This is a genomic window from Streptomyces olivochromogenes (assembly GCF_021538895.1).
GTDB lineage: Bacteria > Actinomycetota > Actinomycetes > Streptomycetales > Streptomycetaceae > Streptomyces > Streptomyces olivochromogenes_A.
The window spans coordinates 24579-50024 of sequence record NZ_JADDRL010000060.1 but is presented as its reverse complement, the minus strand read 5'-3'; the positions used below and the strand labels follow the sequence as shown (position 1 = coordinate 50024).

19 protein-coding genes are annotated in these 25446 nt (G+C 74.6%); 9 read left to right on the top strand and 10 right to left on the bottom strand.

Going from position 1 to position 25446, the window contains the following annotated elements:
• The first annotated feature begins 77 nt into the window (after positions 1-77).
• Both IPZ69_RS27510 and IPZ69_RS27505 read left to right on the top strand, forming a co-directional pair.
• The gene (locus tag IPZ69_RS27510; RefSeq protein WP_235457239.1) at positions 78-1475 is read left to right on the top strand and encodes a hydrolase; all 1398 of its coding nucleotides are present in this window, start codon (positions 78-80) and stop codon (positions 1473-1475) included.
• Between the two features lie 127 nt (positions 1476-1602).
• Positions 1603-3000 (top strand): ricin-type beta-trefoil lectin domain protein, encoded by a 1398-nt coding sequence (locus IPZ69_RS27505; protein WP_235457238.1) that lies wholly within the window; start codon positions 1603-1605, stop codon positions 2998-3000.
• 19 nt (positions 3001-3019) lie between these two features.
• On the opposite strand, the gene IPZ69_RS27500 is transcribed toward IPZ69_RS27505, so the two are convergent.
• The 3 genes from IPZ69_RS27500 to IPZ69_RS27490 form a co-directional block, all read right to left on the bottom strand.
• On the bottom strand, positions 3020-5068 hold the full coding sequence (locus tag IPZ69_RS27500; protein WP_235457237.1) for an ATP-binding protein: 2049 nt from the start codon (positions 5066-5068) through the stop codon (positions 3020-3022).
• A complete protein-coding gene (locus IPZ69_RS27495) occupies positions 5065-5739 on the bottom strand; it encodes a DUF4255 domain-containing protein (protein WP_235457236.1) in 675 nt (224 codons plus the stop codon). The genes IPZ69_RS27500 and IPZ69_RS27495 overlap by 4 nt, the downstream gene beginning before the upstream one ends.
• Before the next feature lie 150 nt (positions 5740-5889).
• Positions 5890-6552 carry a helix-turn-helix transcriptional regulator gene (locus IPZ69_RS27490; RefSeq protein WP_235457247.1) on the bottom strand — a complete coding sequence of 221 codons (663 nt, stop codon included), beginning with the start codon at positions 6550-6552 and terminating at the stop codon, positions 5890-5892.
• Positions 6553-6909: 357 nt separating this feature from the next.
• On the opposite strand from IPZ69_RS27490, the gene IPZ69_RS27485 reads away from it, so the two are divergent.
• Positions 6910-9726, top strand: coding sequence for an AAA family ATPase (locus IPZ69_RS27485; protein WP_235457235.1), 2817 nt, complete (start codon positions 6910-6912; stop codon positions 9724-9726).
• Positions 9727-9778: 52 nt separating this feature from the next.
• On the opposite strand, the gene IPZ69_RS27480 is transcribed toward IPZ69_RS27485, so the two are convergent.
• Positions 9779-11119: a hypothetical protein gene (locus IPZ69_RS27480; protein ID WP_235457234.1), complete on the bottom strand. Its 1341-nt coding sequence runs from the start codon at positions 11117-11119 to the stop codon at positions 9779-9781.
• Positions 11120-11243: 124 nt separating this feature from the next.
• On the opposite strand from IPZ69_RS27480, the gene IPZ69_RS27475 reads away from it, so the two are divergent.
• Complete coding sequence (locus IPZ69_RS27475; RefSeq protein WP_235457233.1) at positions 11244-12470, top strand: molybdopterin-dependent oxidoreductase; 1227 nt, start codon at positions 11244-11246, stop codon at positions 12468-12470.
• A gap of 313 nt (positions 12471-12783) precedes the next feature.
• Here IPZ69_RS27475 and IPZ69_RS27470 read toward each other — a convergent pair whose 3' ends face one another.
• From IPZ69_RS27470 to IPZ69_RS27460, 3 genes are read right to left on the bottom strand one after another with little or no spacing between them, the layout of a single operon-like run.
• Positions 12784-13557 carry a class I SAM-dependent methyltransferase gene (locus IPZ69_RS27470; RefSeq protein WP_235457232.1) on the bottom strand — a complete coding sequence of 258 codons (774 nt, stop codon included), beginning with the start codon at positions 13555-13557 and terminating at the stop codon, positions 12784-12786.
• Positions 13554-14171: a TIGR04282 family arsenosugar biosynthesis glycosyltransferase gene (locus IPZ69_RS27465; protein WP_235457230.1), complete on the bottom strand. Its 618-nt coding sequence runs from the start codon at positions 14169-14171 to the stop codon at positions 13554-13556. The genes IPZ69_RS27470 and IPZ69_RS27465 overlap by 4 nt, the downstream gene beginning before the upstream one ends.
• The gene (locus tag IPZ69_RS27460; protein ID WP_308407548.1) at positions 14168-14902 is read right to left on the bottom strand and encodes a glycosyltransferase family 2 protein; all 735 of its coding nucleotides are present in this window, start codon (positions 14900-14902) and stop codon (positions 14168-14170) included. Before IPZ69_RS27460 ends, IPZ69_RS27465 begins: the two co-directional genes overlap by 4 nt.
• Before the next feature lie 115 nt (positions 14903-15017).
• Here IPZ69_RS27460 and IPZ69_RS27455 point away from each other — a divergent pair, with 115 nt between their 5' ends.
• Positions 15018-15830, top strand: coding sequence for a response regulator transcription factor (locus tag IPZ69_RS27455; protein ID WP_235457228.1), 813 nt, complete (start codon positions 15018-15020; stop codon positions 15828-15830).
• A 2-nt stretch (positions 15831-15832) separates the two neighbouring features.
• Positions 15833-16942, top strand: coding sequence for a sensor histidine kinase (locus IPZ69_RS27450; protein ID WP_235457227.1), 1110 nt, complete (start codon positions 15833-15835; stop codon positions 16940-16942).
• Between the two features lie 292 nt (positions 16943-17234).
• Here the strand turns inward: IPZ69_RS27450 and IPZ69_RS27445 are convergent, their stop codons facing one another.
• Positions 17235-18272: an NAD-dependent epimerase/dehydratase family protein gene (locus IPZ69_RS27445; RefSeq protein ID WP_235457225.1), complete on the bottom strand. Its 1038-nt coding sequence runs from the start codon at positions 18270-18272 to the stop codon at positions 17235-17237.
• A gap of 376 nt (positions 18273-18648) precedes the next feature.
• Between IPZ69_RS27445 and IPZ69_RS47505 the strand changes: the two genes are divergently transcribed.
• Entirely contained in the window at positions 18649-19509 is an 861-nt protein-coding gene (locus IPZ69_RS47505; RefSeq protein ID WP_235457224.1) for a chaplin, read from the top strand.
• A gap of 108 nt (positions 19510-19617) precedes the next feature.
• On the opposite strand, the gene IPZ69_RS27435 is transcribed toward IPZ69_RS47505, so the two are convergent.
• A complete protein-coding gene (locus tag IPZ69_RS27435; RefSeq protein ID WP_235457223.1) occupies positions 19618-21258 on the bottom strand; it encodes an MFS transporter in 1641 nt (546 codons plus the stop codon).
• A gap of 263 nt (positions 21259-21521) precedes the next feature.
• Here IPZ69_RS27435 and IPZ69_RS27430 point away from each other — a divergent pair, with 263 nt between their 5' ends.
• Entirely contained in the window at positions 21522-22295 is a 774-nt protein-coding gene (locus tag IPZ69_RS27430; RefSeq protein WP_235457222.1) for a VOC family protein, read from the top strand.
• 261 nt (positions 22296-22556) lie between these two features.
• On the top strand, positions 22557-24839 hold the full coding sequence (locus IPZ69_RS27425; RefSeq protein ID WP_374293998.1) for an N-acetylmuramoyl-L-alanine amidase: 2283 nt from the start codon (positions 22557-22559) through the stop codon (positions 24837-24839).
• Here IPZ69_RS27425 and IPZ69_RS27420 read toward each other — a convergent pair.
• Positions 24832-25326: a hypothetical protein gene (locus IPZ69_RS27420; RefSeq protein ID WP_235457221.1), complete on the bottom strand. Its 495-nt coding sequence runs from the start codon at positions 25324-25326 to the stop codon at positions 24832-24834. The genes IPZ69_RS27425 and IPZ69_RS27420 overlap by 8 nt on opposite strands.
• Positions 25327-25446: the final 120 nt, after the last annotated feature.

Here is a 25446-nt window from a genome sequence, read left to right as displayed (position 1 = left end):
AGGCCTGCCCCTTCGGGCACACCCCCTGCCCCTGCGCCTCATGACGTCCGGCGGGGGCCGGACGTAGCGTCGCGGGGGTGAGCCTGTGGACCTCCCTCGAACCCGCCTCCGCGACCGTGGACCCCGGTGCCAGTACCCGCGTGCGGCTGCGGGTGCGCAACACCGGTGATGTCGTCGACGAGTACCGTTTCGAGCCTGTTGGTGCGATCGCGCCGTGGACGACCGTGGAGCCGCAGACGTTGCGGTTGTATCCGGGGACGACGGGGACGGTGGAGCTGACGTTCTCGCCGCCGCGTACGTCGGACGCGGTGGCCGGTCCCAATCCGTACGCGGTGCGGATCACGCCGACCGAGCATCCGGACGCGGTGACCGTGCCGGAGGGGAATCTGACGATCACTCCGTTCACGGAGGTGCGGGCGGAGTTGGTGCCGCCTACGGTGAAGGGGCGTTTTCGGGGCCGGCCGCGGCTGGCGATCGACAACCTGGGCAACACCAAGGTCACCGCCTCGCTGAGCGGCAACGACAACGGTGACCAGCTCTCGTACGAGATCCAGCCGGGCAGCGTGCAGATCGATCCGGGACGGGCGGTGTTCGCGGACACCACGCTGCGGCCGCGCCGGATCATCTGGTTCGGGGCCAAGCAGGAGCAGCCGTACACCCTGGCGGTCCGCCGGTCGGGGGCACCGGCCCTGGAGGTCGAGGGCACCTATGTGCAGCGCGGGTTCCTGCCGCGCTGGCTGGCCACCGCCCTCGGGACGGTCTTGGCGCTGACGATCGCCTTCGTGATGATCTGGATCGCCTACAAGCCGCAGGTGCGCACCTCGGCGACGGAGCAGATCGAGCAGGCCGGCAGCACCCTCGCCCCGCCCAGCCCCACGCCCAAGGCGACCACCCCGTCCCAGGCACCCAGCCAGGAGCCCGCCGCGCCCCCGGCGGCGGCCCCGAGCCAGATCCCTGCCGGAGGCGGCGGCGGAGGCGGTGGCGGCGCGACCAAGAAGCCGACGAAGCCGAAGCAGGAGACCGCGGCCGACGCGGTGCAGAAGCTCGCCGCCCGCAGCAGCGGACGCCACATCTGCTACCGCGCCTACGTGGCGGACCACGGCTGGCAGGACCCGGTCTGCGACGGCGCGGAGGCCGGGACCACGGGCAAGGAGCTGCCGATCAAGGCGCTGAACATCGCGGTCTCGGGAACCGGCGGCACCGCGGGCAACGGCGCCTACAAGAGCGACGGCTGGAAGACCCCCTGGTCGAGCGCCGCCGACGGCGTCGACATGTACCTCGGCAGCACGAAGGAGTCCGAGCTGCCCCTGCAGGGCTTCACCATCAAGACCACCGACGGCTCGGTCTGCCAGAACGCCCATGTGGAGGAACGGGGCTGGATGGGCCTGGGCTGCACCAAGCCCGGCGACTGGATCTACGGCGGCAGCCCCATGGAGCAGAACCTCCAGCTGGAGGCGGTCCGGTTCACGGTGTGACCGGCGGCCGTGACCGGTACGTGTGCCGGGCACCTGTCCGCCGGGGCACGGGGAAGCACCCCTTCGGGCAGCGAGGCTGCCCCGAGGCCTCCTGACGGCGCCCCCGCCCGGGTCTTAGCGTCGACAGGTGACTCTGTGGACTTCTCTGGAGCCGGCGGCAGCGACGGTGGACCCGGGCGGCAGCACGGTGGTGCGGCTGCGGGTGCGCAACACCGGTGATGTCGTCGACGAGTACCGTTTCGAGCCTGTTGGTGCGATCGCGCCGTGGACGACCGTGGAGCCGCAGACGTTGCGGTTGTATCCGGGGACGACGGGGACGGTGGAGCTGACGTTCTCGCCGCCGCGTACGTCGGACGCGGTGGCCGGTCCCAATCCGTACGCGGTGCGGATCACGCCGACCGAGCATCCGGACGCGGTGACCGTGCCGGAGGGGAATCTGACGATCACTCCGTTCACGGAGGTGCGGGCGGAGTTGGTGCCGCCTACGGTGAAGGGGCGTTTTCGGGGCCGGCCGCGTCTGGCGATCGACAACCTGGGCAACACCAAGGTCACCGCCTCGGTGGCCGGCAACGACACGGGCGACAACCTGTCGTACGAGTTCCGTCCGGCCAGTGTGCAGATCGAGCCGGGGCGGGCGGAGTTCGTCGACACCACGCTGCGGCCCCGGCAGGTGATCTGGTTCGGGTCGAAGGAGCAGCGGCCGTTCTCGCTGACCGTGCAGCGGTCGGGGGTGGTGCCGCTCGGCGTCGACGGTACGTTCGTGCAGCGCGGGTTCCTGCCGCGCTGGCTGGCGACCACGCTGAGCGTCGTGACGGCGCTGGCGATCGCGTTCGTGATGTTCTGGATCGCCTACAAGCCGTCGGTCGGCAGCGGCGCCTCGGAGAAGCTCGCGGAGGCCGGCAGCACCGCGCTGCCCAGCCCGGTCGCGTCCGCGCCGTCCGCACCGAGGACCGACGCCTCCGCCGACCCGCTGCCCCCGTCCCAGCCCTCCTCCGCGCCGCCGCGGCACGACACGGGCGGCTCCGGTTCTGGTTCCGGCGGTTCGTCCGGTTCCTCCGGCTCCTCGGGGTCGTCGGGCTCCGGCGGCAGCAAACCCGGCGGATCGGGTCCGGCGCCCACGAAGAAGCCGGTACCCGGCCAACTGATCATCGGCCAGGGCTCGAACCGGTGCATCGACGTCACCAACGCGCAGGACGGCCGGGGCCGCGACGGCACGAAGCTCCAGCTGTGGGACTGCGCCGGATCGGCCAACCAGAAGTGGGACTTCCGGGGCGACGGCACCGTCCGCTCCCTCGGCCTGTGCATGGACGTGGCCTACGGATCCCGGGACGACGGCGCCGCCATCCAGCTGGCCCGGTGCAGCGGCAACCCCGCCCAGCAGTTCGTGATGAGCCCCGCCGGGGACCTGGTCAACCCGCAGGCGAACAAGTGCGTGGACGCCAAGGACAACGGCACCGGGAACGGCACGAAGCTCCAGCTGTGGCAGTGCTCCGGAACCCCCAACCAGAAGTGGCGGGTGCAGTAGGGCCGGTGACCGGGCGGGACTACCAGGTGGCCTCGCCCGGGACCAGGCGGCCCGCCTTGCGGTACTCGCGTCGGGCCCCCTCCAGCAGGTCGCCGTCGCCGACCGGCCCGTCCCGTCCGGCGGCCAGATAGGCGGCGGTGACCACCGCGCTGCGGATCGAACCGCCGGCCAGCTCGAAGTCCCGTGCCGGCGGCCGCGGATCGACGCCCTCGGCGCACGGGACGGACGACAGCCCGTGCCGCCACAGGGCCAGGCGCTGCTCCGCGTCCGGGAACGGGAAGTCGACCACCAGGTCGAGGCGCCGGGTGAACGCCTCGTCGATGTTGGCGCGCAGGTTGGTGGTCAGCAGCGCGATGCCGTCGAAGGACTCCAGCCGCTGGAGCAGATAGGCGCTCTCCATGTTGGCGTAGCGGTCGTGGGAGTCCTTGACCGCCGAGCGCTTGCCGAAGACCGCGTCGGCCTCGTCGAAGAGCAGGACGGCGTCGGTGCGGTCGGCCTCGGTGAAGATGCGTTCCAGGTTCTTCTCGGTCTCGCCGACGTACTTGTCGACGACCGAGGACAGCTGCACGACGTACAGGTCCAGGCCGAGTTCGGCGGCGACGACCTCGGCGGAGAGCGTCTTGCCGGTGCCGGACTCGCCGGCGAACAGCCCGAGCACGCCCCGGCCCCGGCCGCCGCCCGCGCTGAGCCGCCAGTCGCCGAGGACCCGGTCGCGGTGGCGGGCGCGCAGCGCCAGTTCGCGCAGCTGGGTCAGCGGACGGTCGGGCAGGACCAGGTCGTTCCAGGTGACGGCGGGCCGGATCCGGCGGGCGTGCCGCTCCAGGCCGGAGGCCGACTGCTGTCGGGCGGCGAGCCGCACATGGGCGGCGGTGAGCGGGGTGCCGTCGAAGGCGGCCAGTGCGTGGGCGGCGTGCGCGGCGCGCTCCACCCGGTCGCCGCCCAGCCGGTACGGCGCCACTGCCGTGGCCAGGTCGAATCCGACGCCGTCGGGGCCCAGCGCCGCCGACCAGGCGGCCGTGCCGCCGGCCCGGCGCCGGGGGGCGTCCAGGACGAGCGGGTCGCGGGCGCTCCAGTGCGGGTCGTAGGGGCGCGGGTCGGTCAGCAGCACGGTGACGTCCGTCGCCGCGGCCAACGCCTGGACCAGCGAACCCGGTTGTTCCGGCAGACCCGACAGGACGACCGCCCGGCCGCCGAGCCGCGCCTCGCGCAGCAGGGCCGGGACGCGGTCCTCGGGACCGGAGAAGCGCAGCGCCCCGAGGCCGGCCGCGCGCAGGGCGCCCGCGATGGCGGCCGGGCCGTCGCCCTCGCGCAGCTCGCGCAGATAGGCGGTGACCGGTCCCGCGGTCAGCCGGCCGGCCAGCCGGAGGGCGAAGGCGTCGTCGGCGGCGGCGGGCAGATGCTCCGGCATCGCGAGCAGATGTCCGTGGAGCACGTCGTCCGGGGTGTCGTCGCCGATCAGATGGGCGACCAGCCGGTCGGGCACCCGCAGCGAGCGCCCCAGGAAGGGCCGTTCGGGCTCCTCGACCTCCAGCAGCCCGAGCGCGCGCAGCGGCGCCGAGGAGTGGAAGCGGGCCCGGGCCGCCGCCAGGTGCGCGGGCATCCCGCACAGGTCGAGGGCGAGCCCCGTGGTGGCGCGCCGCCTGCTCACGTCGTCGTTGAGGTAGCCGTACAGCGGCTCGAAGGCACGGTCGAGGTCGGGCGCGAGGGCGACGAGCAGGATGGCGGTGTCCAGCTCGGACAGGCCCATCCGGGAGGACAGGCCGATCAGTCGGTCGGCGTGGGCCGCGGGGGCAACGGGAGCGGCGGGGTCGGTGCCCGCGAGTCCGGCCGGCGCCGCGAGGTCCACCAGGCCGACGGGGGCGCCGGCCGGCTGCGTCCGCAGGAGGTGCTGGACCGCCTCCTGGGGCAGGTAGAGGCCGCGCAGCGGATCGTCGGCCGTGGGGTCGCCGGCGGCGCGCTCGTCGACCAGGGCGGCCACCCGCTCGCGCAGGGCGGTGAGACGGGCGAGCAGCACGGCGGCCGGATCGACGGTCCCGGCCGGTCGCGCCTGCGTGTACGGGGCGGTCACCGCTTGTCCGGGTGCGGTGCGGCGGCCTCGCGGGCGGCGCGGGCGGCCGCCACCTGCCGGGGCCGGTGGGCGCGTTCCCCGGACTGGGGCGGGTTGCCGTCCAGGCCGCGCACCCGGACCGCCGCGCCCTCGGTGACCGGCGGACCGGCGTCGTACTCGGGGAAGGCCGGGAAGGGCGCGGTCACCACCAGGTCCAGGGAGGGCTTGAGCTCGCCGCCCAGGGCGGACCAGATGTCGGCCATGGAGCGGGACTCGGTCTGCACACCCGCGACGGTCAGCGGCACCGCCAGACCCAACGCTCCCAGCGATCCGGGCAGTTCGTCGGCGGACAGCAGCTCGCGGGGCAGGAGTGTCGCCAATACGGCCGACAGCAGCCGGTGTTCGTCCTGCGGTGTCTTCGTCCAGGCGGTCACCAGGTACGACAGCCGGAACCAGCGGGGCGGTTGGCGGCGCCGTACCACCACGTCCCGCTCGTCGCGCACGGACACCTGCCCGCGCTGGCGCCGGTGCACGTCCTCCCGGATGTCGTACAAGTAGGCGTTGATCACCGGGGCGTTGCGCCGGGCGGCCCAGTCGCGGGTGGGGGCCTCGAAGGAGACGTCGATGCCGGAACCGGCCAGCGCGCCGCCGCCGAGGAGGCCCTTGAGGACCTCGTCCACCTCGTGGATCACCGTCGCGCTCCCGATTCGCCCTGCCGTTCGCCCTGTTGGGGGCCCTGTCCACCGATCGTGCCGCGCCCGCCGCCGCGGCCGCAGGCGCGCCGGGGCCGACGGCCGGGCAGGCGGTGCTGCCCGCGTGTCCTCCTTCGATTGCCCGTTCGGTCAGATGTAGCCTTCCCGGAGGGCATACGCCACGGCGTGGGCCCGATTGCGCAGGTGCAGGCGTGTGGTGAGGCCGTGCATGACGTTCTTGACAGTACGTTCGGAGTAGGACAGCTTGCTGGCGATCTCTCCGGTGTCCAGACCCTCGGCCACCAGTCGCAGGACGTCCACCTCCCGTTGCGCGAGACCCAGGGAGGGGGCGCCGGGCCGGCCCGCCGCACCCCGGTGCAGCGTGCCCACCTGGCTGATGAGCCTGCCCAACAGGTCGGAGGGCAGGTCGCCGTCCCCGCGCGCGGCGGCGACGACCGCCTGCACCAGCCGGTTCGCGGTGGCCTCGCGGCGCCAGACGATGGCGCCGATCCCGCACTCGATGACGTCCAGCAGTTCGTTCTCCCGGATCGTGCCCACGACCAGCACGGCGCGGGCGCCCTCGCTGCGCACCAGCCGGCGCACCCGGGTGAGCGCCGCCTCGTCGAGGGTGTCCTCGATCAGCACGGCCACCGTGCCGGGGCCGGACTCCGTGCGGATCTCGATCTCCGGGCGTCTGCGCAGCTGGCTGACGGCACCTTCGCGGGAGATCGGGTCCGGGGCGGTCACCGCCACGGGTATCCGGCGGCCGGTGCGGGTGCCGGCGGTGATGCCGCTGCCGGTGCCGGTGGTGATGCCGGTGATACCGGTGATGGTGTCGGTGCCGCCGTCTGCTGTGCCGGGTGAGCTGAGCAACCGATTCTCCCCTGGTCTCGGATCCGCCACCCGGTACGGACCGGCGACGGAAGGGCTCGATCCACACTTCTGTGGTGCCTGTGGCGTGCGCAATCGTGGAGGACCACGAGGCGGACCACGAGACCAGCGGACCGACCACCACGAGCTGCCGCCGGAGCGCGCGTCGCAGCAGGTCAACGGGGGGTTGAGGGGCAACGGGCAGGGCCGGCCGGGCAGTTCGCGCCCCGTCGTGAGCATTGCCACAGGGGTCGTGGGGAACCGCGGGCCACAGCGCCGCACGCGGCACAGGAGGCAGGGATGACCGGACCGCTGTGGGAACGCGGCGACGTACACGCGCTGCTCGTGGCCGAGACGGAACGCGCCCGCTCCGGTCACGGCGGCCTCGTCCTGCTGCGCGGGGCCACCGGCACCGGCCGCTCCGCCGTACTGGAGGCGGCCGCCGCGCACGCGGCGCACCGCGGACTGCGGGTGCTGCGGGTGCGCTGTTCCCCCGAGGACACCGCGGTGCCCTTCTCCACGATCCTCCATCTCCTCGGCCCGGTCCCCGAGTTCGCCGACATGGCGCCCGGCGGCGACGACCGGGGCAGCGCGGCCCGGCTGTGGCGGCTGCTGCGCTCGTACGCGGCCGAGGGACCGCTGATGCTGGCCGTGGACGACGTGCACCTGGCCGACGAGCCGTCGCGCCGCTGGCTGGTCGAGGCGGTGCGCCGCGTCGACCCGTTACCGGTCCTGGCGGTGGCCACCGAGCGCAGACAGTACGACATCGATCCCCGCCCGGCGGGTCTCACGCATGCCCTGTCGCCGTCCCTCGTCCGCGCGCACACCCTCGCCCCGCTCACCGACGAGGCGTCCGCGGATCTGGTCCGGGCCGCCTTCCCCGCCGCCTCGCCGTCGTGGACGGCGGACTGCGTCCGGGCGGGCGCGGGCAACCCGCTGCTGCTGCGCGCCCTGCTCGACGACCTGGCCGGAGCCCCGGCGGGCGCGGTGCCGCGGACCTGCGCCGCGCTGTACCCGGGGTCGTACCCGGCGGCCGTCTCCTGGTGGCTGGACGGCACCGGCCCGGCGACGGCGCAGGTGGCCCGGATGCTCGCGGTCCTGGAACAGGCCGGGGAGCAGGACCGGGAGGACGAGCGGCAACAGGCCCGGGAACAGGCCCGGCAACAGGCCTGGGCGGAGGACTCCCTGGCCGGGCTGCTCGCCGAGGCGTCCGGGGCCGATGCCGCGCGGGTCTCCGGCTGGCTCACCGCGATGACCCGGATCGGTGTGCTGCGGCCGGACGCCGAGGGCCGCCCCGCCTACGCTCATCCGCTGCTGCGGGACGCGGTGCTCACCGGGTGGTCGGCCGTGCGGCGGCAGGCCGCGCACCGGGCGCTCGCGGCGGCGATGCTGCGCCGCGGCGACGGCGTGGCGGCCGTGGCCCGGCAACTGCTGGGCAGCGGGACCGTCGGCCTGCCCTGGGCGCTGCGCGTGCTGCGCGACGCCGCGGCCGTCGCCGTTCGCGAGTCCCGCACCGAAGACGCCGTCGGCCTGCTGCGCCGGGCGCTGCAGGAGCCGCTGCGCGACGACCTCAAGCAACGGACGCTGACCGTGCTGGGCTCCCTGGAGTACGCCACCGCGGACGCCCCGGCGGGCATCCCGCGCCTCGCCGAGGCGATGTGCCTGCCCGCCGAACCCCGCGACCAGGTGCGCACGGCCCTCGCCCTGGGCGCCGCCCTGGCCGGCCGCGGCGAGGTCCGCGCCGCCGTGGACCTGCTGCGCCGGGTGGAGGACCGGCTCGGCGAGCACCCCGAACCGGCGGCCACGCTGCGGGCGGCCGCCGTCCTGCTGTCCGACCGGGACCAGACGGTGCGCCGCGAGGCGTACGCGCGGCTGCACGACACCGCCGAACGCTCCCCGGAACTCGTCGACGCCACCAGCCGGGCCCTGCTCGTGCGGTACGCGGCCACGGCCGGGACGACGTCGGCGCGGGCGGCGATGACCCGGATGCGGGAGCTGCTGACCGAGCCAGGCGACCCCCTCGCCGAGCCGTTCCTGCTGGGCACCGCCGCCGCCGTGGCCCAGTGGGCCGACGAACTGGACGAGGCCGAACGGCTGGCGGAGCGCGCCCTGGCCGGGCAGCGGCCCGAACTGCTGCACCCGATGGACGAGGCCCTGCTGGACACCTGGGCCGACATCGCCGCCGCCCGCGCCGAGTACGGCCGGCTGCTCGCCGACCACGCGGAGCGGACCGTCCCGGCCGACCGCACCGGCCCGTCCAACATCGACGCGCACGCCCTGATCGCCCTCGTCGAGACCGGCCGCACCGACGAGGCGCGGCGGCTCGCGGACGGCTTCGACCTGCGGAACGCTCCGGACTCCTGGGAGTTGAACCGCCTGCTGTACGCGCGGGGGGTGCTGCGGTCCGCCGAGGGCGACACCACCGGCGCCCTGCACGACTTCCTGGAGTGCGGGCGGCGCCAGTCGGCCCGGGACGTGATCAGCCCGGTCGTCACCCCGTGGCGCACGGCCGCCGCCGAGTGCCGGCTGGCGCTGGGCAGCCCCCGGGAGGCGCTGGCGCTGGCCGGGGAGGAGTTGCGGCTGGCCCGGGTCTGGAACACCCCGCGCGCGGTGGGCCGGGCGCTGCGGGTGCTGGGCCTGGCGACCGGCGGGCGGCGCGGACTGGAGCTCGCGGAGGCGGCCGTGGGCGTTCTGCGCACGGCGCCGGACGGGGTGGAACTGGTGACCGCGCTGATCGCGCAGGGGCGGCAGCTGACCGCCGCCGGGGAGCGGGCGCGCGGGCGCGAGTGTCTGCGCGAGGCGGCCGAGCGCGCCGAACGGCTCGGTGCCGTACGGCTGCGGACGGACGCCGAGGAGGCGCTGCGCGCGGGCGGCGCCCGTCGCTCCGGGACCGCGCACACCGGCTCGGGCGCGCTGACCGGCAGCGAGCGCCGGATCGCCGAACTCGCCGCCGACGGGCGGACGAACACCGAGATAGCCGACCTCCTCCATGTCGCGCGCCGCACCGTGGAGACCCACCTGACCAGCACCTACCGCAAGCTCGGCATCCGCCGCCGGGGCGAACTGCGGGGCGCGCTCGGGGTGGTGGACGAGGGCGAGCAGGGCGTGCCCGCCTGACCCCCGCCGGGGTCACACCCGCGAACCCCGCCCGGCCATCTCGCACCGGTACTCACCACCCCGTCAGCAGCAGGTGGTTGAGGAGCAGGGCAAGCAGGGCCTGGGCGGTGAGCCAGAAGCGGGGGCGGGTCAGGAAGGTGCAGGCCGGCAGGAGCCACAACGCGAACGGGAGCCAGATCCGCTCCGTCTCGGCCTTGCTCATGCCGGACAGGTCGGCGACCAGCAGGGCCAGCAGAGCGGCCGTCACCAGGACGGCCAGGCGGGTTCGCGCGGGCGCGGGTTCCCCGTCGTGTCGCGGTCCGAGCAGGACGGCGCCGGTGCGGCGCAGGCCCGCCGCGGTCGCCAGGCCCGTGATGAGCACCGTGCAGGCGAGGTTCGCCCAGACCCAGTAGCCGTAGGGGCGGATCCCGCCCACGCCCTGGTAGTAGCGCCGCACCAGCAGGTGGTAGGCCTCCCACCAGTCGAATCCCGCGAGCGTGAACACCGTCGGCACGACGGCGAGGCCGGCGAGCAGCAGCACCGGGAGGACGGGGCGTTCACGGATCCGCCGCCGGCCGAGGATCAGCACCGCCGCCCCGATCAGCGCGAAGAGCGTGAGCCCGTACGACAGATAGCAGGTCAGGCCGAACAGCAGCCCGGCGGCCGCCGCCCACAGCACCGACCGCCCGGTGACCGCGAGCGCCAGCAGCGCGACGGCCCAGGCGGCGACCGCCGCGAAGTACGCGTCGGCCGAGACCCCCATCCACACCGCCGCCGGTGCCAGGGCCAGGAACGGGGCCGCCCGCCGCGCCAGTTCCTCGTCCGCCAGCGCCCGCACCGCGACCAGCACGGCCACGCAGGCGGTCGCGCCGACGGTGATGCACCAGGCCGCCGCCCAGCCGCCGCCGCGCAGTCCGATCCGGTCCAGCAGGACGAAGGTGAGGGTGGCGCCCGGGGGATGGCCGGCGATGTGGGCGGGCCAGGGCGCGGGCGTGCCGACGACGATGTGGTGGGTGAAGTCGCGCAGCGCGGCCGGGATGTCGTGGAACCGGCCGATGACCGTGAGGTACTCGTTGCGGGTGGTCAGCCGCCCGGCCACGCCCCGCTGCCATCCGTCGACCAGCGCGAGCGACCACGTCCAGGCCAGGGCCGTGCCCCAGGCGGCCGCGAGCAGCGGCCGCCACGAAAGCCGCACGGCGAGCGCCGGCCCGTACGCCACCACGGCGACCGCCACCAGCACGGCGGCCCCGGTGCCCGGACCCACGTGGGGGTCCCACTCGGCCAGCACCGGCGGCCAGTGCACGAACAACGTGCCGTAGGACTTCTGGATGTGGCGTCCGATCAGCACGGCGGCCGTCACGAGCAGGGCGGCGGCCGCGGCGGCGTACAGGTCGCGGAGGAAGGCGCGGTTCACAGCCGAACGCTAGGTCAGGCCCCGGTCCGCCCGACATGCGGCAAAGGGGTGTACAAGACCGATGTCAGCGTTTCATCATGGTTCGGGCCTCTTTTCCGGCCCGGTCCCGGCCTACGGTCGGCACATGCGCGACGATCCACGGCTTCCCTCCTCGCCCGGCTTCTGGCGCAGTCCCGTGCGCGGCTCCTGGTTCACGTCGGTGCTCGGCCTCGTCCTGCTCGTCGGCATCACCGTGCTCTTCGTGACGGGCCTGGTCTCGTACGCCGCCTACAACCCGAACCTGGCGCCGGTCAACGACCAGACCCCGGACAAGGGCATCCTCGGCTTCTACCTCTTCTCCTGGCCGACCGGCCCGCCCTGGCTGTACCGGCTCACCCAGGGCACGCACGTCACCCTCGGCATCACCCTGATCCCCGTACTCCTGGCCAAGCTGTGGTCGGTGGTGCCGAAGCTGTTCGCGCTGCCCCCGGCGCGCTCGCTCGCCCACGCCCTCGAACGGGTCTCGCTGCTGCTGCTGGTCGGCGGCGCGCTGTTCGAGTTCACCACCGGCGTCCTCAACATCCAGCTCGACTACGTCTTCCCCGGCTCCTTCTACCCGCTGCACTTCTACGGCGCCTGGGTATTCATCGCCGCGTTCGTCGCCCACGCCGTGCTCAAGACACCGACGGCCCTGCGCACCGTACGCGCCCGCCGCGACACCACGACGGAACTGGTGTCCCCGCGCCCCGACCCGCCGACGGTGTCCCGGCGCGGGGCGCTGTGGACGGTCGGCGGGAGCTCGCTTCTGCTGTTCGCCACCACGGTGGGCCAGAACTCCGACGCGCTGCGCCGCACCGCCCTGCTCGCCCCGCACGGGGGCGCCAACCCGGGCAGCGGCCCCGGCGGCTTCCAGATCAACAAGACCGCCGCCTACGCCGGAATCGACCCGGCCGAGACGAGCGAGCAGGCCTGGCGGCTGGTGGTGACGGGGCGCACGGGCAGCGTCCGGCTCAGCCGCGCCGACCTGCTGGGCATGCCCCTGTACAGCGCGGCGCTGCCCATCGCCTGCGTGGAGGGCTGGTCGACCGCCGACCAGTGGTGGCGCGGGGTACGGCTGCGGGACCTCGCCGCGCTCGTCGGGTACGACGATCCGCCCGACGTCCTCGTGGAGTCGCTGCAGCGGCACGGCGCCTTCCGCCGGGGCGCGCTGCGCGCCAACCAGGTGGCCGACCCGCGCTCGCTGCTCGCCCTGCACGCCAACGGCGAGGACCTGACCCCCGATCACGGCTACCCGGCCCGCGTCATCGTGCCCGCCGCGCCCGGCGTGCTCAACACCAAGTGGGTGGGCCGCATGACGTTCGGAGACCTGTGATGCCGCGCCGCGTCCCGGTCGGCAGCCCGCTGCAACTGCTGCTGCTGGCCTGCTCGTTCGCGCTCGCCGGATACGCCGGGGTGCGGCTGCTCGCGGGCGACTGGCTCGGCGTCGCCCTGTGGTTCGCGGGGGCGGCCGTCCTGCACGACCTGGTGCTGCTGCCGCTGTACGGGACGGCCGACCGCGCGGCCGTACGGGGGCTGGACGCGGCCGGGCACCGCGAATGGACCCCGTACGTGCGGGTGCCGGCCATGCTGTCCGGGCTGCTCCTGCTGATCTGGTTCCCGCTGATCGCCGGCCTGGTGGACGAGCGCTACCGGTCGGCCACCGGACGGTCCACCGACGGCTTCCTGGCCCGCTGGCTGCTGATCACCGCCGTCCTCTTCGGCGGTTCGGCGCTGCTGCTGGCGCTGCGGCTGCGCAGGGCGGCGAAGCACCGGCCGCCAGCCGCCCACTGACGCTCGGTGCGCCAGCCCGCCCGCCGCGCGATCCGCAGCAGAGCCGGCGTGCCGAGCCGCGCCCAGAGGAACGGACCGCCGCCGCCGAGAGCGCCGGTGATGTCGACGACCTCGACCTCGGCGCGTTCGTCGATGTCCACGGGCACGGTCTCGGCGATCAGCAGCCCGCCGGGCGCGAGCAGGGCGGCCACCCGGTCCAGCAGAGCGCGGGGATCGCCGCCGATGCCGACATTGCCGTCCATGAGCAGCACGGTCCCCCAGCGTCCGGTGCCGGGCAGCGGCTCGAAGACCGAGCGGTGCAGCGCCGGCCCGCCGATCCGGCGGGTGCGGCCGACGGCGGCCTCGCTCACGTCTATGCCGAGCACGGTCCGTCCCCGGGCGGCGAGTTCCGCGACCAGCCGGCCGGGCCCGCACCCCACGTCGAGGACGGTGCCCTCGCAGCGGTCCAGCACCTCGCGGTCGACCGGGTCGGCCCGCGCGCACCAGCGTTCCACCTCCAGCGGCAGCAGCCAGCCGTCGGCGCGGCGCAGGAACAGCGGTCCACGGCCGGCCCGCAGGGCGGCGGCGTACGGGTCGCAGGCGGCCCAGGGCGGCGAGACGGCCGCGAGGCCGGGGGCGGCGGCGCTCATCGGCCCGGTACCGCGGTGCACCGGGCCAGCCGCGCGGCGAACCGGCCGTGCGGGGCCAGGGCGGCGACGGCCCGCGCGTCGGCGGCGGTGTCCACGTCACGCAGCCGGGGCAGGTCCCGTACCCGCAGCCCGGCGGCGGCCAGCCGCTCCCGCTGGACGGCTCCCGTCTCGGGCGTCGACATGGGCACGCCCCGCAGCAGGGCCGGTTCGGGCCGGGCGAACCCGAGCGCCCAGAAGCCGCCGTCCGCCGCCGGGCCGAAGTACGCGTCGCAGTCGGCGAAGTCCACGGTGAGCAGCTCCGGCGTCACCTGCGGGGTGTCCATGCCGATCAGAAGGGCCGGTCCCGCGCACCCGGCGAAGGCGGCCGCGAGCCGCTCGTCGAGACCGCCCGGACACTGCGGTACGACGTCGAAGCCGGGCGGCAGCCAGTGGCCGGGGGCGCCGTCGAGGACGAGGACGCGCCGGTCGGCGGGGGCGGCCGCCACGGCGTCCAGGGTGTCGGCGAGCGCCGCCTCGGCGAGGGCCGCCGCCTCCCGGGGCGTGAACGGCGGGGTGAGCCGGGTCTTGACCCGGCCCGGCAGCGGCTCCTTGGCGATGACGAGGAGTGTGGTCACCTGCGGTTTCCTCCATGGGCCGGGGTATCCTGGACGTCGTGGACGGCGGCGGGCGCGGACAGCACCCGGCTCATGTCCCGCACCGCCTGCCAGGTGCCGCGCCAGGTGCCGGTCACCTTGGAGGCGCCGGTGCGGGGCAGGTACGGAACGTCGTGCTCGGTGACGCGCCAGCCGGCGTCGGCCGCGCGCACCACCATCTGCAGCGGGTAGCCGCTGCGCCGGTCGGTGAGGCGGAGCTCCAGCAGCGCTTCCCGGCGGGCGGCGCGCAGCGGGCCGAGGTCGTGCAGGCGCAGTCCGGTGCGGCGGCGCAGCAGGCCGGCGAGCGCGAGGTTGGCGGCGCGGGCGTGCGCGGGCCAGGCGCCCCGGGACCGCGGGCGGCGCCGGCCGAGCACCAGGTCGGCCTCGCCCAGCCGTACTTCCCGTACGAAGGGGACGAGGAGCGAGGGGTCGAGAGAGGCGTCGCAGTCGCAGAAGCACACGATGTCGGCGGTGGCGGCGCGCAGTCCGGCGTGGCAGGCGGCGCCGAAGCCGCGGCGCGGCTCGTGCACGACGGTCGCCCCGAGCGCGCGGGCGACCTCCGCCGAGCCGTCGGTGGAACCGTTGTCGACGACGAGCGCGCGCCAGCCGGCCGGCACCCGGGCCAGCACCCAGGGCAGGGCCGAGGCCTCGTTCAGACACGGCAGCACGACGTCGACGTCCTGCGATGGGGGCGAGGTGGTCACGGCTTTCACCCTACGAACGCGAAACGCCCATATCGGGCTGCGGCTCCTTACGAAACGCGGACGGCGGGGCCGGGGCGGCCCACCCGGGGGGCAGCGGCGGGCGGTGCGGTGCGAGGCTGGGGACATGCAGCAGCCGTACGAGCCCCCAGGAACGGAACCGACCGCCGAGCCGCGGCGGACGGTCCCTTCCGCCGGGCCGCAGCAGCCGGAACCGAGCCCCGCACCACCGCGCACGGGACCGGTCACGCCCGCCCGGGTCCTGGTCGTCGACGACGACCCGACCGTGGCCGAGGTCGTCGCCGGATATCTGGAGCGGGCCGGATACGTCGTGGACCGCGCGGAGGACGGGCCGACGGCGCTCGCCAAGGCCGCGGGACACTGGCCCGACCTGGTGGTGCTGGACCTGATGCTGCCCGGCATGGACGGGCTGGAGGTCTGCCGCCGGATGCGCGCCCGCGGACCGGTGCCGGTGGTCATGCTGACTGCCCGCGGCGACGAGGACGACCGCATCCTGGGCCTGGAGGTCGGCGCCGACGACTACGTCACCAAGCCCTTCAGCCCGCGCGAGTTGGTGCTGCGCGTGGAGTCGGTGCTGCGCCGCACCCGGCCCGCCGCCCCGGCGCCCCCGCTGGGGGCGGCCGGCCTGAGCCTCGATCCCGCCGCCCGTCGGGCCACCAAGGACGGCACCGAACTCGCCCTCACCCTCAGGGAGTTCGACCTGCTCTCCTTCTTCCTGCGGCACCCGGGGCGGGCGTTCGGCCGGGAGGACCTGATGAAGGAGGTGTGGGGCTGGGACTTCGGCGACCTGTCCACCGTCACGGTGCACGTCCGCCGACTGCGCGGCAAGATCGAGGACGACCCCGCCCGGCCCCGCCTGATCCAGACCGTGTGGGGCGTCGGCTACCGCTTCGACCCCAGCGGCCAGGAGGTGGCCTGACCATGAACGACACACTCCTCATCGCCCTGTACGCCTTTCTCGGGGCCGCGGCCACCGGCCTGGTCGGCGCGGGCGTGCTGCGTCTGAGCCGGCGCCGCTCGCTCACCATCTCGCTCGCCGTCGTCGCGGCGGTCGGGGTGTTCGCGATGCTCGCGGGCACCATGGCGGTGGCCCAGGCGATGTTCCTGTCCTCGCACGACCTGAGCGTGGTGACCACGGTCGTCGCGATGGCGGCCGTCGTCTCCCTCGCCACGGCCCTGCTGCTGGGCCGCTGGGTCGTCGCCCGCAGCCGCGAACTCGCCGTCGCCACCCGCTCCTTCGGCGACGGCGGCGACTTCACCGCGCCCGCCGTCCCGGCCACCGCCGAACTGGACGCGCTCAGCCGCGAGCTGGCCGCCACCAGCGCCCGGCTCGCCGAATCCCGCGAGCGGGAACGCGCCCTGGAGTCCTCCCGGCGCGAACTCGTCGCCTGGATCTCGCACGACCTGCGCACCCCGCTGGCCGGACTGCGCGCCATGTCGGAGGCCCTGGAGGACGGCGTCGCCGCCGACCCGGACCGCTATCTCAAGCAGATGCGCACGGAGGTCGAGCGCCTCAACGGCATGGTCGGCGACCTCTTCGAGCTCTCCCGCATCCACGCCGGCACGCTTCCCCTCAGCCCCGCCCGGATCTCGCTGTACGACCTGGTCGGCGACGCGCTCGCCGGGGTGGACCCGCTCGCCCGCGAGTACGGGGTGCGGCTCGTCGGCGACGGCGTCGAACCGCTGCCGGTCGAGGTGGACGGCAAGGAGATGAGCCGGGTGCTGGGCAACCTGCTGGTGAACGCGATCCGCCGCACCCCCACCGACGGCACGGTCGCGGTGTCCGCCGAGCGTTCGCCCGACGGCGTGGTCCTGTCGGTGACGGACGGCTGCGGCGGCATCCCCGAGGAGGACCTGGCCCGCGTCTTCGACACCGGCTGGCGCGGCACGGACGCCCGGACCCCACCGGCGGGCGCGGGCCTGGGCCTCGCCATCGTCCGGGGCATCGTGGAGGCCCACCAGGGCCGGGCCACCGTACGGAACATCCCGGGCGGCTGTCGCTTCGAGGTGACGCTTCCGGCGGCGATGTAGGCGCGCTCAGTCGCCGCGGAGTCCGGCCGGGGCGAAGTCGCGCATGCCTTCGGGGCATCGTGGCGGGCCACCAAGGGCGGGCCACCGTCCGGAACACTGCGGGCGGTTGCCGTTGCGGGGTGACGCTTCCGGCGGCGATGTAGGCGCGCTCAGTCGCCGCGGAGTCCGGCCGGGGCGAAGTCGCGCGTGCCTTCGGGGCATCGTGGCGGGCCACCAAGGGCGGGACACCGTATGGGACACCCCGGGCGGTTGCCGCTTCGAGGTGACGTTTCCGGCGGCGATGTAGGCGCGCTCAGTCGCCGCGCAGTCCGGCCCGGGCGAAGTCGCGCATGCCTTCCTCGAAGCCGGTCTCCGGCTTCCAGCCGAGTGCGGCCCGCAGTCGTGAGGAGTCGGCGGTGATGTGCCGGACGTCCCCGAGCCGGTACTCACCGGTGACGACGGGCTCGGGACCGCCGTACGCGGCGGCCAGGGCCCGCGCCATCTCGCCGACCGTGTGCGGCTCGCCGCTGCCGGTGTTGTACGCCGTCAGCGCCCCCGGCGCCGCGTCCGCCTCCAGGGCCAGCGCGTTGGCCGCCGCCACGTCCCGTACGTGCACGAAGTCCCGCCGCTGCCGCCCGTCCTCGAACACGCGCGGGGACTCGCCGCGGGCGAGCGCCGAACGGAAGAAGGAGGCGACCCCGGCGTACGGGGTGTCGCGGGGCATCCGGGGGCCGTACACGTTGTGGTAGCGCAGGGACACCGCCGAGCCGCCCGTCGACCGGGCCCAGGCGGCGGCCAGGTGCTCCTGGGCCAGCTTGGTCGTGGCGTACACGTTCCGGGGATCGGCCGGGGTGTCCTCACCGACCAGACCGGGAGCCAACTCGGCCCCGCAGTACGGGCACAGGGGCTCGAACCGGCCCGCGTCGAGATCGGCGGCGGCCCGCGGGCCCGGCCGCACCACCCCGTGCCGGGGGCACTCGTACCGCCCCTCCCCGTACACGACCATCGACCCGGCCAGCACGAGGTGCCGTACGCCCGCCGCTGCCATCGCGGTCAGCAGCACGGCGGTGCCGAGGTCGTTGCGCGAGACGTACTCCGCCGCGTCCTGGAACCCGGTCCCGAGGCCGACCATCGCCGCCTGATGACACACGGCGTCCACACCGGTCAGCGCGAGCGCGACCGCGGACGGATCGCGCACGTCCGCGCCGTGTCCACCTCGTTCGGTTCGTTCGGCTCGTTCGCCTCGTCCGGCCCGCACGTCGAACACGAGCGGTTCGTGCCCGCGCTCCGCGAGCGCCTCGACGACATGGGACCCGATGAACCCGGCACCGCCGGTGACCAGAACACGCATACGGCCACGCTAGATCCGTACCCCCGCCGAACCGGCCGACCACACCGCCACGTCACGACTCCGTAAGACGTGTGGGGCGCGGCCGCGCATCGGCGACGGATCGGGGAGCGCGTCCGCCGACGAGCCGCTGACCTGGCGAGGCGGCTCGCCGACGCCGGTGTTCGCCACGGAAGCCGGAGCGGTCGGGCGGCCCCCGCGGAGTGGGACAGGCTGTTCATATGGTTTAGCGGGTTTTGGGGGTTCTCGGGTGATTGCGTCACCCTCCGCGTGGGACGCAGGTGACCAAGTGGGTTCGTCCGCGTTTATCCGGTGCGGGTGAGTGCCCGCGACATGTCTGGAAGGCAGGGAACCCATGAGACGGGCCACCCGAAACACTGTGATCGCCATTGCCGCCGCCTCCGGTGCGATGGCCGTGGCGGGGCCGGTGTACGCAGACTCCGCGGCCGAGGGTGCCGCGGAGGGCTCTCCGGGGGTGATCTCCGGCAACAACCTCCAGGTTCCGGTGCACGTCCCGGTCAACGTGTGCGGAAACACGGTGAACGTGGTGGGGCTCCTCAACCCCGCCATGGGCAACTCCTGCGCCAACCGGGGATCCGGTTCGGGCCAGACCGGGGGAGCCACGGCCGTGGGCGGGACGCAGGGCTCGCCGGGGGTGGTCTCCGGCAACACGGCCCAGGTGCCCGTCGACGTCCCGGTGAACGCGACCGGCAACTCCGGCAATGTGGTCGGCGTGCTCAACCCGGTCTTCGGCAACTCGTCCACGAGCGGGTCCGTCACCACGCCGAGCGTGCCCACCACCCCGGTCGTGCCCCAGCCGCCCACCCGGACCGAACCCTCGACGCCGGCCAAGCCGCCCACGCCGGTGACGCCGCCCACGCCGGCCAAGCCGCCCACGCCGGTGACGCCCCCCACGGTGACGCCGCCCACTGAGGTCACGCCGCCCACCGGGGTCACGCCGCCCACCGGGGTCACGCCGCCCACCGGGGTCACGCCGCCCACCGAGGTCACGCTGCCCACCGAGGTCACCCCGCCCACCGAGGTCACGCCGCCCAACGCGCCCCGGCCGGTGACGCCCCCTCAGGCGCCCAACCCGGTGACCCCGCCGGCGCGGACCACGACCAGCACCCTGGCGCACACCGGTGCGGAGGGTGCCCTGTCCGCCGCCGCTCTGAGCGCGGTCCTGCTCGTGGGCGGTGCCGCCCTGTACCGGCGCGCCCGGGGACGGATGGCGCCCTGACACGGGCCCGGAGCCGGAATCCCGCCGTCTGCCGCATGGAGCGCGCAGACGGCGAACCCGCGGGCCCGGCGGTTCCCCGAGCAGGGAACCGCCGGGCCCGTCCGGCCCTCAACCGGTGTGGGTCATGGGCCCGGTGCACACGTCGAAGGCGTGCGTGACCTCGGCATCGGTGCCGGGCAGGAGCAGGGCGCGGGCCCGCTCCTCGGAGAGGCGGTCGGTGGCGGTCAATCGCGTGTGGTGCTGCGCGAGGTGCTCCGCCCAGGAGCCGACCAGGTAGTTCTCGATGTAGCGGCCGGGTTCGTTGCCGTCCTCGTACATGCCCCAGGTGAGGGCTCCGGTACGGCGCCGGGAGCGGGCGACGTGCCGCATGGCGTAGGCGAAGGCCGAGCGGTTGCCGGGGGCGACCCGGTAGACGACGGAGACCAGCACGGGGCCGTCGGCCGGGCCCGGTTCGAAGACCAGCGGCGGGGCGGGCCAGTGGTCGGACGGTGTGGGGTCGATGCGGGCGGCGTCGTACAGCGGCCACGGCCGGACGCTCGCGGCGGCGAGGACGAGCAGCCCCGCGGCGATCAGCAGCGCGACCGTGAGACCCAGCCACTGCGCCAGCCCGCCCCACAGCGGTGCGGCGAGGGCCTGGCCGCCCTGGAAGACCAGCAGATAGACGGCCAGCCCGCGGGCCCGCACCCAGCCCGGCAGCCGCGTCTGGGTCGCCGCGCTCAGCGTGGACAGGACGCCGATCCAGGCAAGCCCGGCGGGCAGCAGCGCGAGCGCGACGACCCAGGTGACGTGGACCGTGGCCAGGACGACGAGGACCACGGCGAAGGCGGCCGCGCCGGCCGCCAGGATGCCGTTGGCCCCGAGGAGTTCGCGAAGACGCGGCAGCAGGAAGGCGCCGCTGACCGCGCCGAGACCGACGGCGGCCAGCAGCAGGCCGTATCCGCCGGAACCGAGGCCGAGCGCGTCACCTGCGACCAGCGGCAGCAGGGACCACACGGCGGCGGCGCCCGGTATGAACAGCGCGGTGCGCAGGAGGACGCGGCGGATGCCGGGCGCGTTCCACACGTAGCGGCGGGCCGCGAGCAGCGCGGTCAGGAACCGCTCACGCTCGGCGGCCGGCACGGGCGCGACCGGCGGACGGCGCCACAGCAGCAGGACGACCACGATGCCCACGTACGAGACGGCGTTGAAGGCGAAGGTCCAGCCCGCGCCGGCCGCGGCGACCAGCACACCGCCGATGGCCGGCCCGATGGCGCGGGCCAGGTTCATGTTGACCGCGCCCAGGGCGGAGGCCTCTCCCAACTGGGCGCGGTCGACGAGTTCGGGCTGGATCGCCTGCCAGGCCGGGCCCATGAGCGCGGTGCCGCACCCCAGCAGGAAGGTCAGCACGAGCAGGACCACGGGGGAGAGCGCGCCGGCGAAGGCCAGCGCGGCCAGCACCGCGGCCACGCCGGCCATGGTGAGCTGCGCGACGATGAGCAGCCCGCGCCGGTCGAAGCGGTCCGCGAGCACGCCGGAGGGCAGGGCCAGCAGGACCACGGGCAGGCTGGAGGCCGTCTGGACGAGGGTGACCAGTGTCGCCCCGTGCCCGAGCAGCAGCCACTGGGCGCCGACGGTCTGCATCCAGGTGCCGACGTTGGACACGAACTGCGCGATCCACAGGGCCCGGAAGACCGGCGAGGCGAGCGGAGCCCAGGCCGAACCGGGACTCGTGGGCTGCTCGGGGCTCCCGCTCGGCGAGGTGGCGCTCATGCTGGGACTCCCGGGCCGTAGGGCGTGGCAGGTGCCGTGTCCGACGCCGCGTCGGGCAGGGCTGACGCCGCGCCGGATGCCGTGTCGGACAGGGCCGTTGCCGTGCATGGTGTCATCCGAACCCCACCGTCCCGCCCCGCCTCTCCCGGCTCTCGTTCCCCAGCCCGGGTGAAACCCCCGGACGGTCGGGGCGGGTGCGGCGGGGCGCCCGGGCGGGCGCGGCATAGTGGCGGGGCCCGTACCGGACCTGAGGAAGGACCTGCATGCTCGGCACCGACTTCCGCACCGGATCGCCCGTCTGGCTCGACCTCGGCAGCCCGGACACGGACACGGCCGCCGCCTTCTACGGTGCCGTCTTCGGCTGGCAGTTCGTCTCCGCGGGGCCCGAGGCGGGCGGGTACGGGATGTTCCAGCAGGACGGGAAGACCGTGGCCGCCCTCGGACCGCTGACCGAGCAGGGCGCCGACTCGGCCTGGACGACGTACTTCCGTACCGACGACATCGAGGCCACCGCCCGTGACGTGGTCGCCGGCGGAGGCAGTGTGCGGGTCGAGCCGATGAGCGTGGGCGAGGGGATGCTGGCCCAGTTCACCGACCCGCAGGGCGCGCAGTTCGCCGTGTGGCAGTCCGGCAGGGGCCTGGAGAAGGCGTCCGAGGACAACACGCTGGTGTGGGTGGAACTGCACGTCGCCGACCCGGTGGCGGCGATCCGCTTCTACAACGGGCTGTTCGGCTGGCGCTTCGAGGAGATGCCGGCGCCGGGCATGACGTACCGGGTGCTCAGCGTCGGGGAAGGCGACCAGCAGGAGGGCTCCTTCGGGGGCGTGGCTCCCCTGCAGAGCGAGGGGCAGGAGACGCGCTGGGTGCCGTACTTCGCCGTGGCCGACGCGGATGCCGTCGTGGAGGCGGTCCGCGGCAACGGCGGGCAGGTGCTCATGCCGGCCGCGGACGTGCCGGACGTCGGGCGCATCGCCTGGCTGACGGACCCGGCCCAGGCGGTCTTCGCGGTGCTGAAGCCGAACCCCCGCCAGGGCTGAACGGCGGCCGGAGGCCGCGCTCCACCCCCACCCGAGGCCACGATCCACGCCCGTCCGAGGCCACGCTCCACCCCTACCCGCTGGTAGTGGCCTGCGTCACACCCGCCCGTTCCCTGTGATGATCTTCGGACGGCCTGCGCTGGGATCAAGGGCGTACCTCTGTGACGGGTGCGCCTCCTGTGACTTCTTCCGTGGCCTTACCGGGCCCTCTGTGGGGGTGGAAACGCCGTGAGTCGTCGAACGGCGCATGCGTACAGACCGTTGAGCCTCAAGCGCCGGGCGTGGCTGACGCTCGGTGCGGTGGTCCTGGGCGGTGGGGGACTGGCGAGCTACGCGCTCGCCGACCCCTCCCACGACTCCGGCTCGGCGGGCCGGCCCAAGCGGCCGGTGAAGGTCTACGACCTCACGCTGAAGGGCACCGCTAGCGACAGACGGGACCTGCCCCGCACGGACACCGAGCAGTTCTCGATGCTCGGCGTCTCCTGGACGGGCGCCACCAAGCGGCTCGGCGGGACGGCGCAGGTGCGCACCCGCGCCCTGGACACCGGCGCGTGGGGCGACTGGCGGGACCTCGAAGTGAACGTCGACCCGCTGGAGCACCCGGACGCCGGTGTGCGCGGTTCCTCCGAGCCGCTGTGGGTCGGCCCCTCCGACGGCGTCCAGGTGCAGGTCGTCCGCAAGAACGGCGGCACCGGCCCGCTGCCCAAGGGCCTTGAGGTCAACCTGGTCGACCCGGGCGTGGTGACCGACGCCGAGGCCGCGCACACGGACGGCGGCACCGAACCGGCCGCCTTCGCCGTCGAGACCAGCGCCGGCGCCGCGACCGACACGCCCTCCGACTCCGCCGCACCGACCGACGGCACCACCGTCGCGCCGACGGACGGCCAGACCACCGAGCCCCCGGCCCCGACCGACAGCACACCGGCGGCCACCCCCTCCGACACGGCATCCGCGTCGGAGTCGGCGCCGGCGTCCTCGTCCCCGTCGGCGAGCGCCTCGGCCACCGTGCCCACCGCGCCGCCGTCGACCGTGCCCGAACCGCCCATCACCTCGCGCGCCGGCTGGGGCGCCGACGAGTCGATCAGCCCCGACGCGCCGGAGTACAACGCGGACGTCAAGGCCGTCTTCGTCCACCACACCGACGGCGCCAACGACTACGCGTGCGCGGACTCGGCGTCGATCGTCCGGGGCATCTACGCGTACCACGTGCAGGTCAACGGCTGGAAGGACATCGGCTACAACTTCCTCGTCGACAAGTGCGGCACCGTCTTCGAGGGCCGCAAGGGCGGGGTCGACCTGCCGGTGCTCGGCGCCCACACCTACGGCTGGAACCGGGAGTCCGCCGGTATCGCCGTCCTCGGCGACTACACCACCACCAGCGCCCCCAACGCCACGCTGGCCGCCATCGCCCGCGTCGCCGCCTGGAAGCTCGGCCAGTACGGCGCCGCCCCCACCGGGACCACCCAGCTCACGGCGGGCGCCACGCAGAAGAACTACGCCGGCACCAGCTTCACCTCCGGCAGCAGCTACCCCTTCCAGCGGATCTCCGGCCACCGCGACGGCTACAACACCCAGTGCCCCGGTGACTCCCTCTACGCCCAGCTGCCCACCATCCGCTCCTGGGCGGCCGGTCCGGTCCAGGGCCTGAAGACCACCTCGGTCGGCGGCGCGGGCCTGTCGGGCTCGACGTACTACACCAAGGGCGCCGTCACGCTGCACTGGACGGCCACCACGCCGGCCGCGCTGATCTCCAAGTTCGAGCTGCTGGTCGACGGCAAGTCCGTGGCCACCGCCCCGGGCAGCGCCACGTCCGCCGGCGCCACCCTGCCGCTGGGCAGCCACACCGTCGCCGTCCGGGCCGTACACCAGTCCGGCAAGACCGCGACGAGCGCCGCGCTGACCGTCGTGGCGGAGACCACCGCACCGACCTTCACCACCGCCCCGACGCTCTCCCTGCGCACCGGCACCGTCAACACCACCGCCGTCCCGGCCACGCTCGGCTGGAAGGCCACCGACAACACGGTGCTCGGCTCCGTGAAGCTGCTGGCCCCGACCACGGCGACGTACGGCCCCACCGCCACGAGCGCCGCCGTCACCGCCAAGTCCGGTGCGGCCACGACCTGGTCGCTGCGCGCCTATGACGTCGCCGGCAACTACCGCACGTCCTCGCCCGCCTTCACACCGGTGATCCTCCAGGAGAGCGCGGCCGCCAAGACGGGTACCTGGACCAGCCGTTCCTCCAGCAGCTACCTCGGCGGCGCCTCGTACTCCAGCGGCTCGAAGGGCGCCAGCCTCACCTGGACCTTCACGGGCCGCTCCGCCGCCTGGGTGGTCTCCCGCGCCACCACCTCCGGCCAGGCCTATGTCTACGTCGACGGCACCAAGGTGAGCACCGTCGACCTGAAGTCCGCCACCACCCAGTACCGCCAGGCCCTGTGGACCAAGACCTGGTCCACCAGCGCCAAGCACACCGTCAAGATCGTCGTGGTCGGCACCGCGGGCCGTCCCACGGTCACCACGGACGGCCTCGTCTACCTCAAGTAACTGCCTGCCCCACCCCAGCCGGACGCCGGCCTCCCCGGTCCGTGAACCACCGGGAGGGCCGGCGTCCTGCTTGCCTCCCCGGACCGAGGGCCGTCCGGCGGACGCGAACGGCACCCGCGCCGACCGCCGCGTCGGGGGCGGGCGCTATCGTCCTCGTTGCTTGTTCAACCTGCTGGTCGGTCTGCCAGTAGCAGCCGAGGAACCAGAACCGCGAGGTGTCGTCCTGCGGGTGGTAGCCCCGGAGCATCCGCCCGATGACGCCCGTCGCCGTGAGGTAGCTGGGGTCGAGCCGCCAGTCGCCGTGGTAGTACTCCTGCAGCCCCGTCTGCGGTGCCGGGGTCGTGCTGGCCGTCCGATTGCTGCTCGGGCAGTCGTAGGAGCCGCCTCGGGAGTGGGCCTCCGCGGCCTGGACGGGGGCCGGCGCTACTCCGATCAGAAGGAGCGACGACGCAAGTGCGCTCCAGAGGAGACGTCGCAGTGCGTGCATCCGAATCCCTTCTCTTCCGGTGCCGCCCGGCCCCGGATACGCGGGCATGTGTGACCGCCGCGAAAGGGCTGCATCGCACGGATCCCCGTAGCGCGGCACGGGGCCGTCAATACGCGCAGT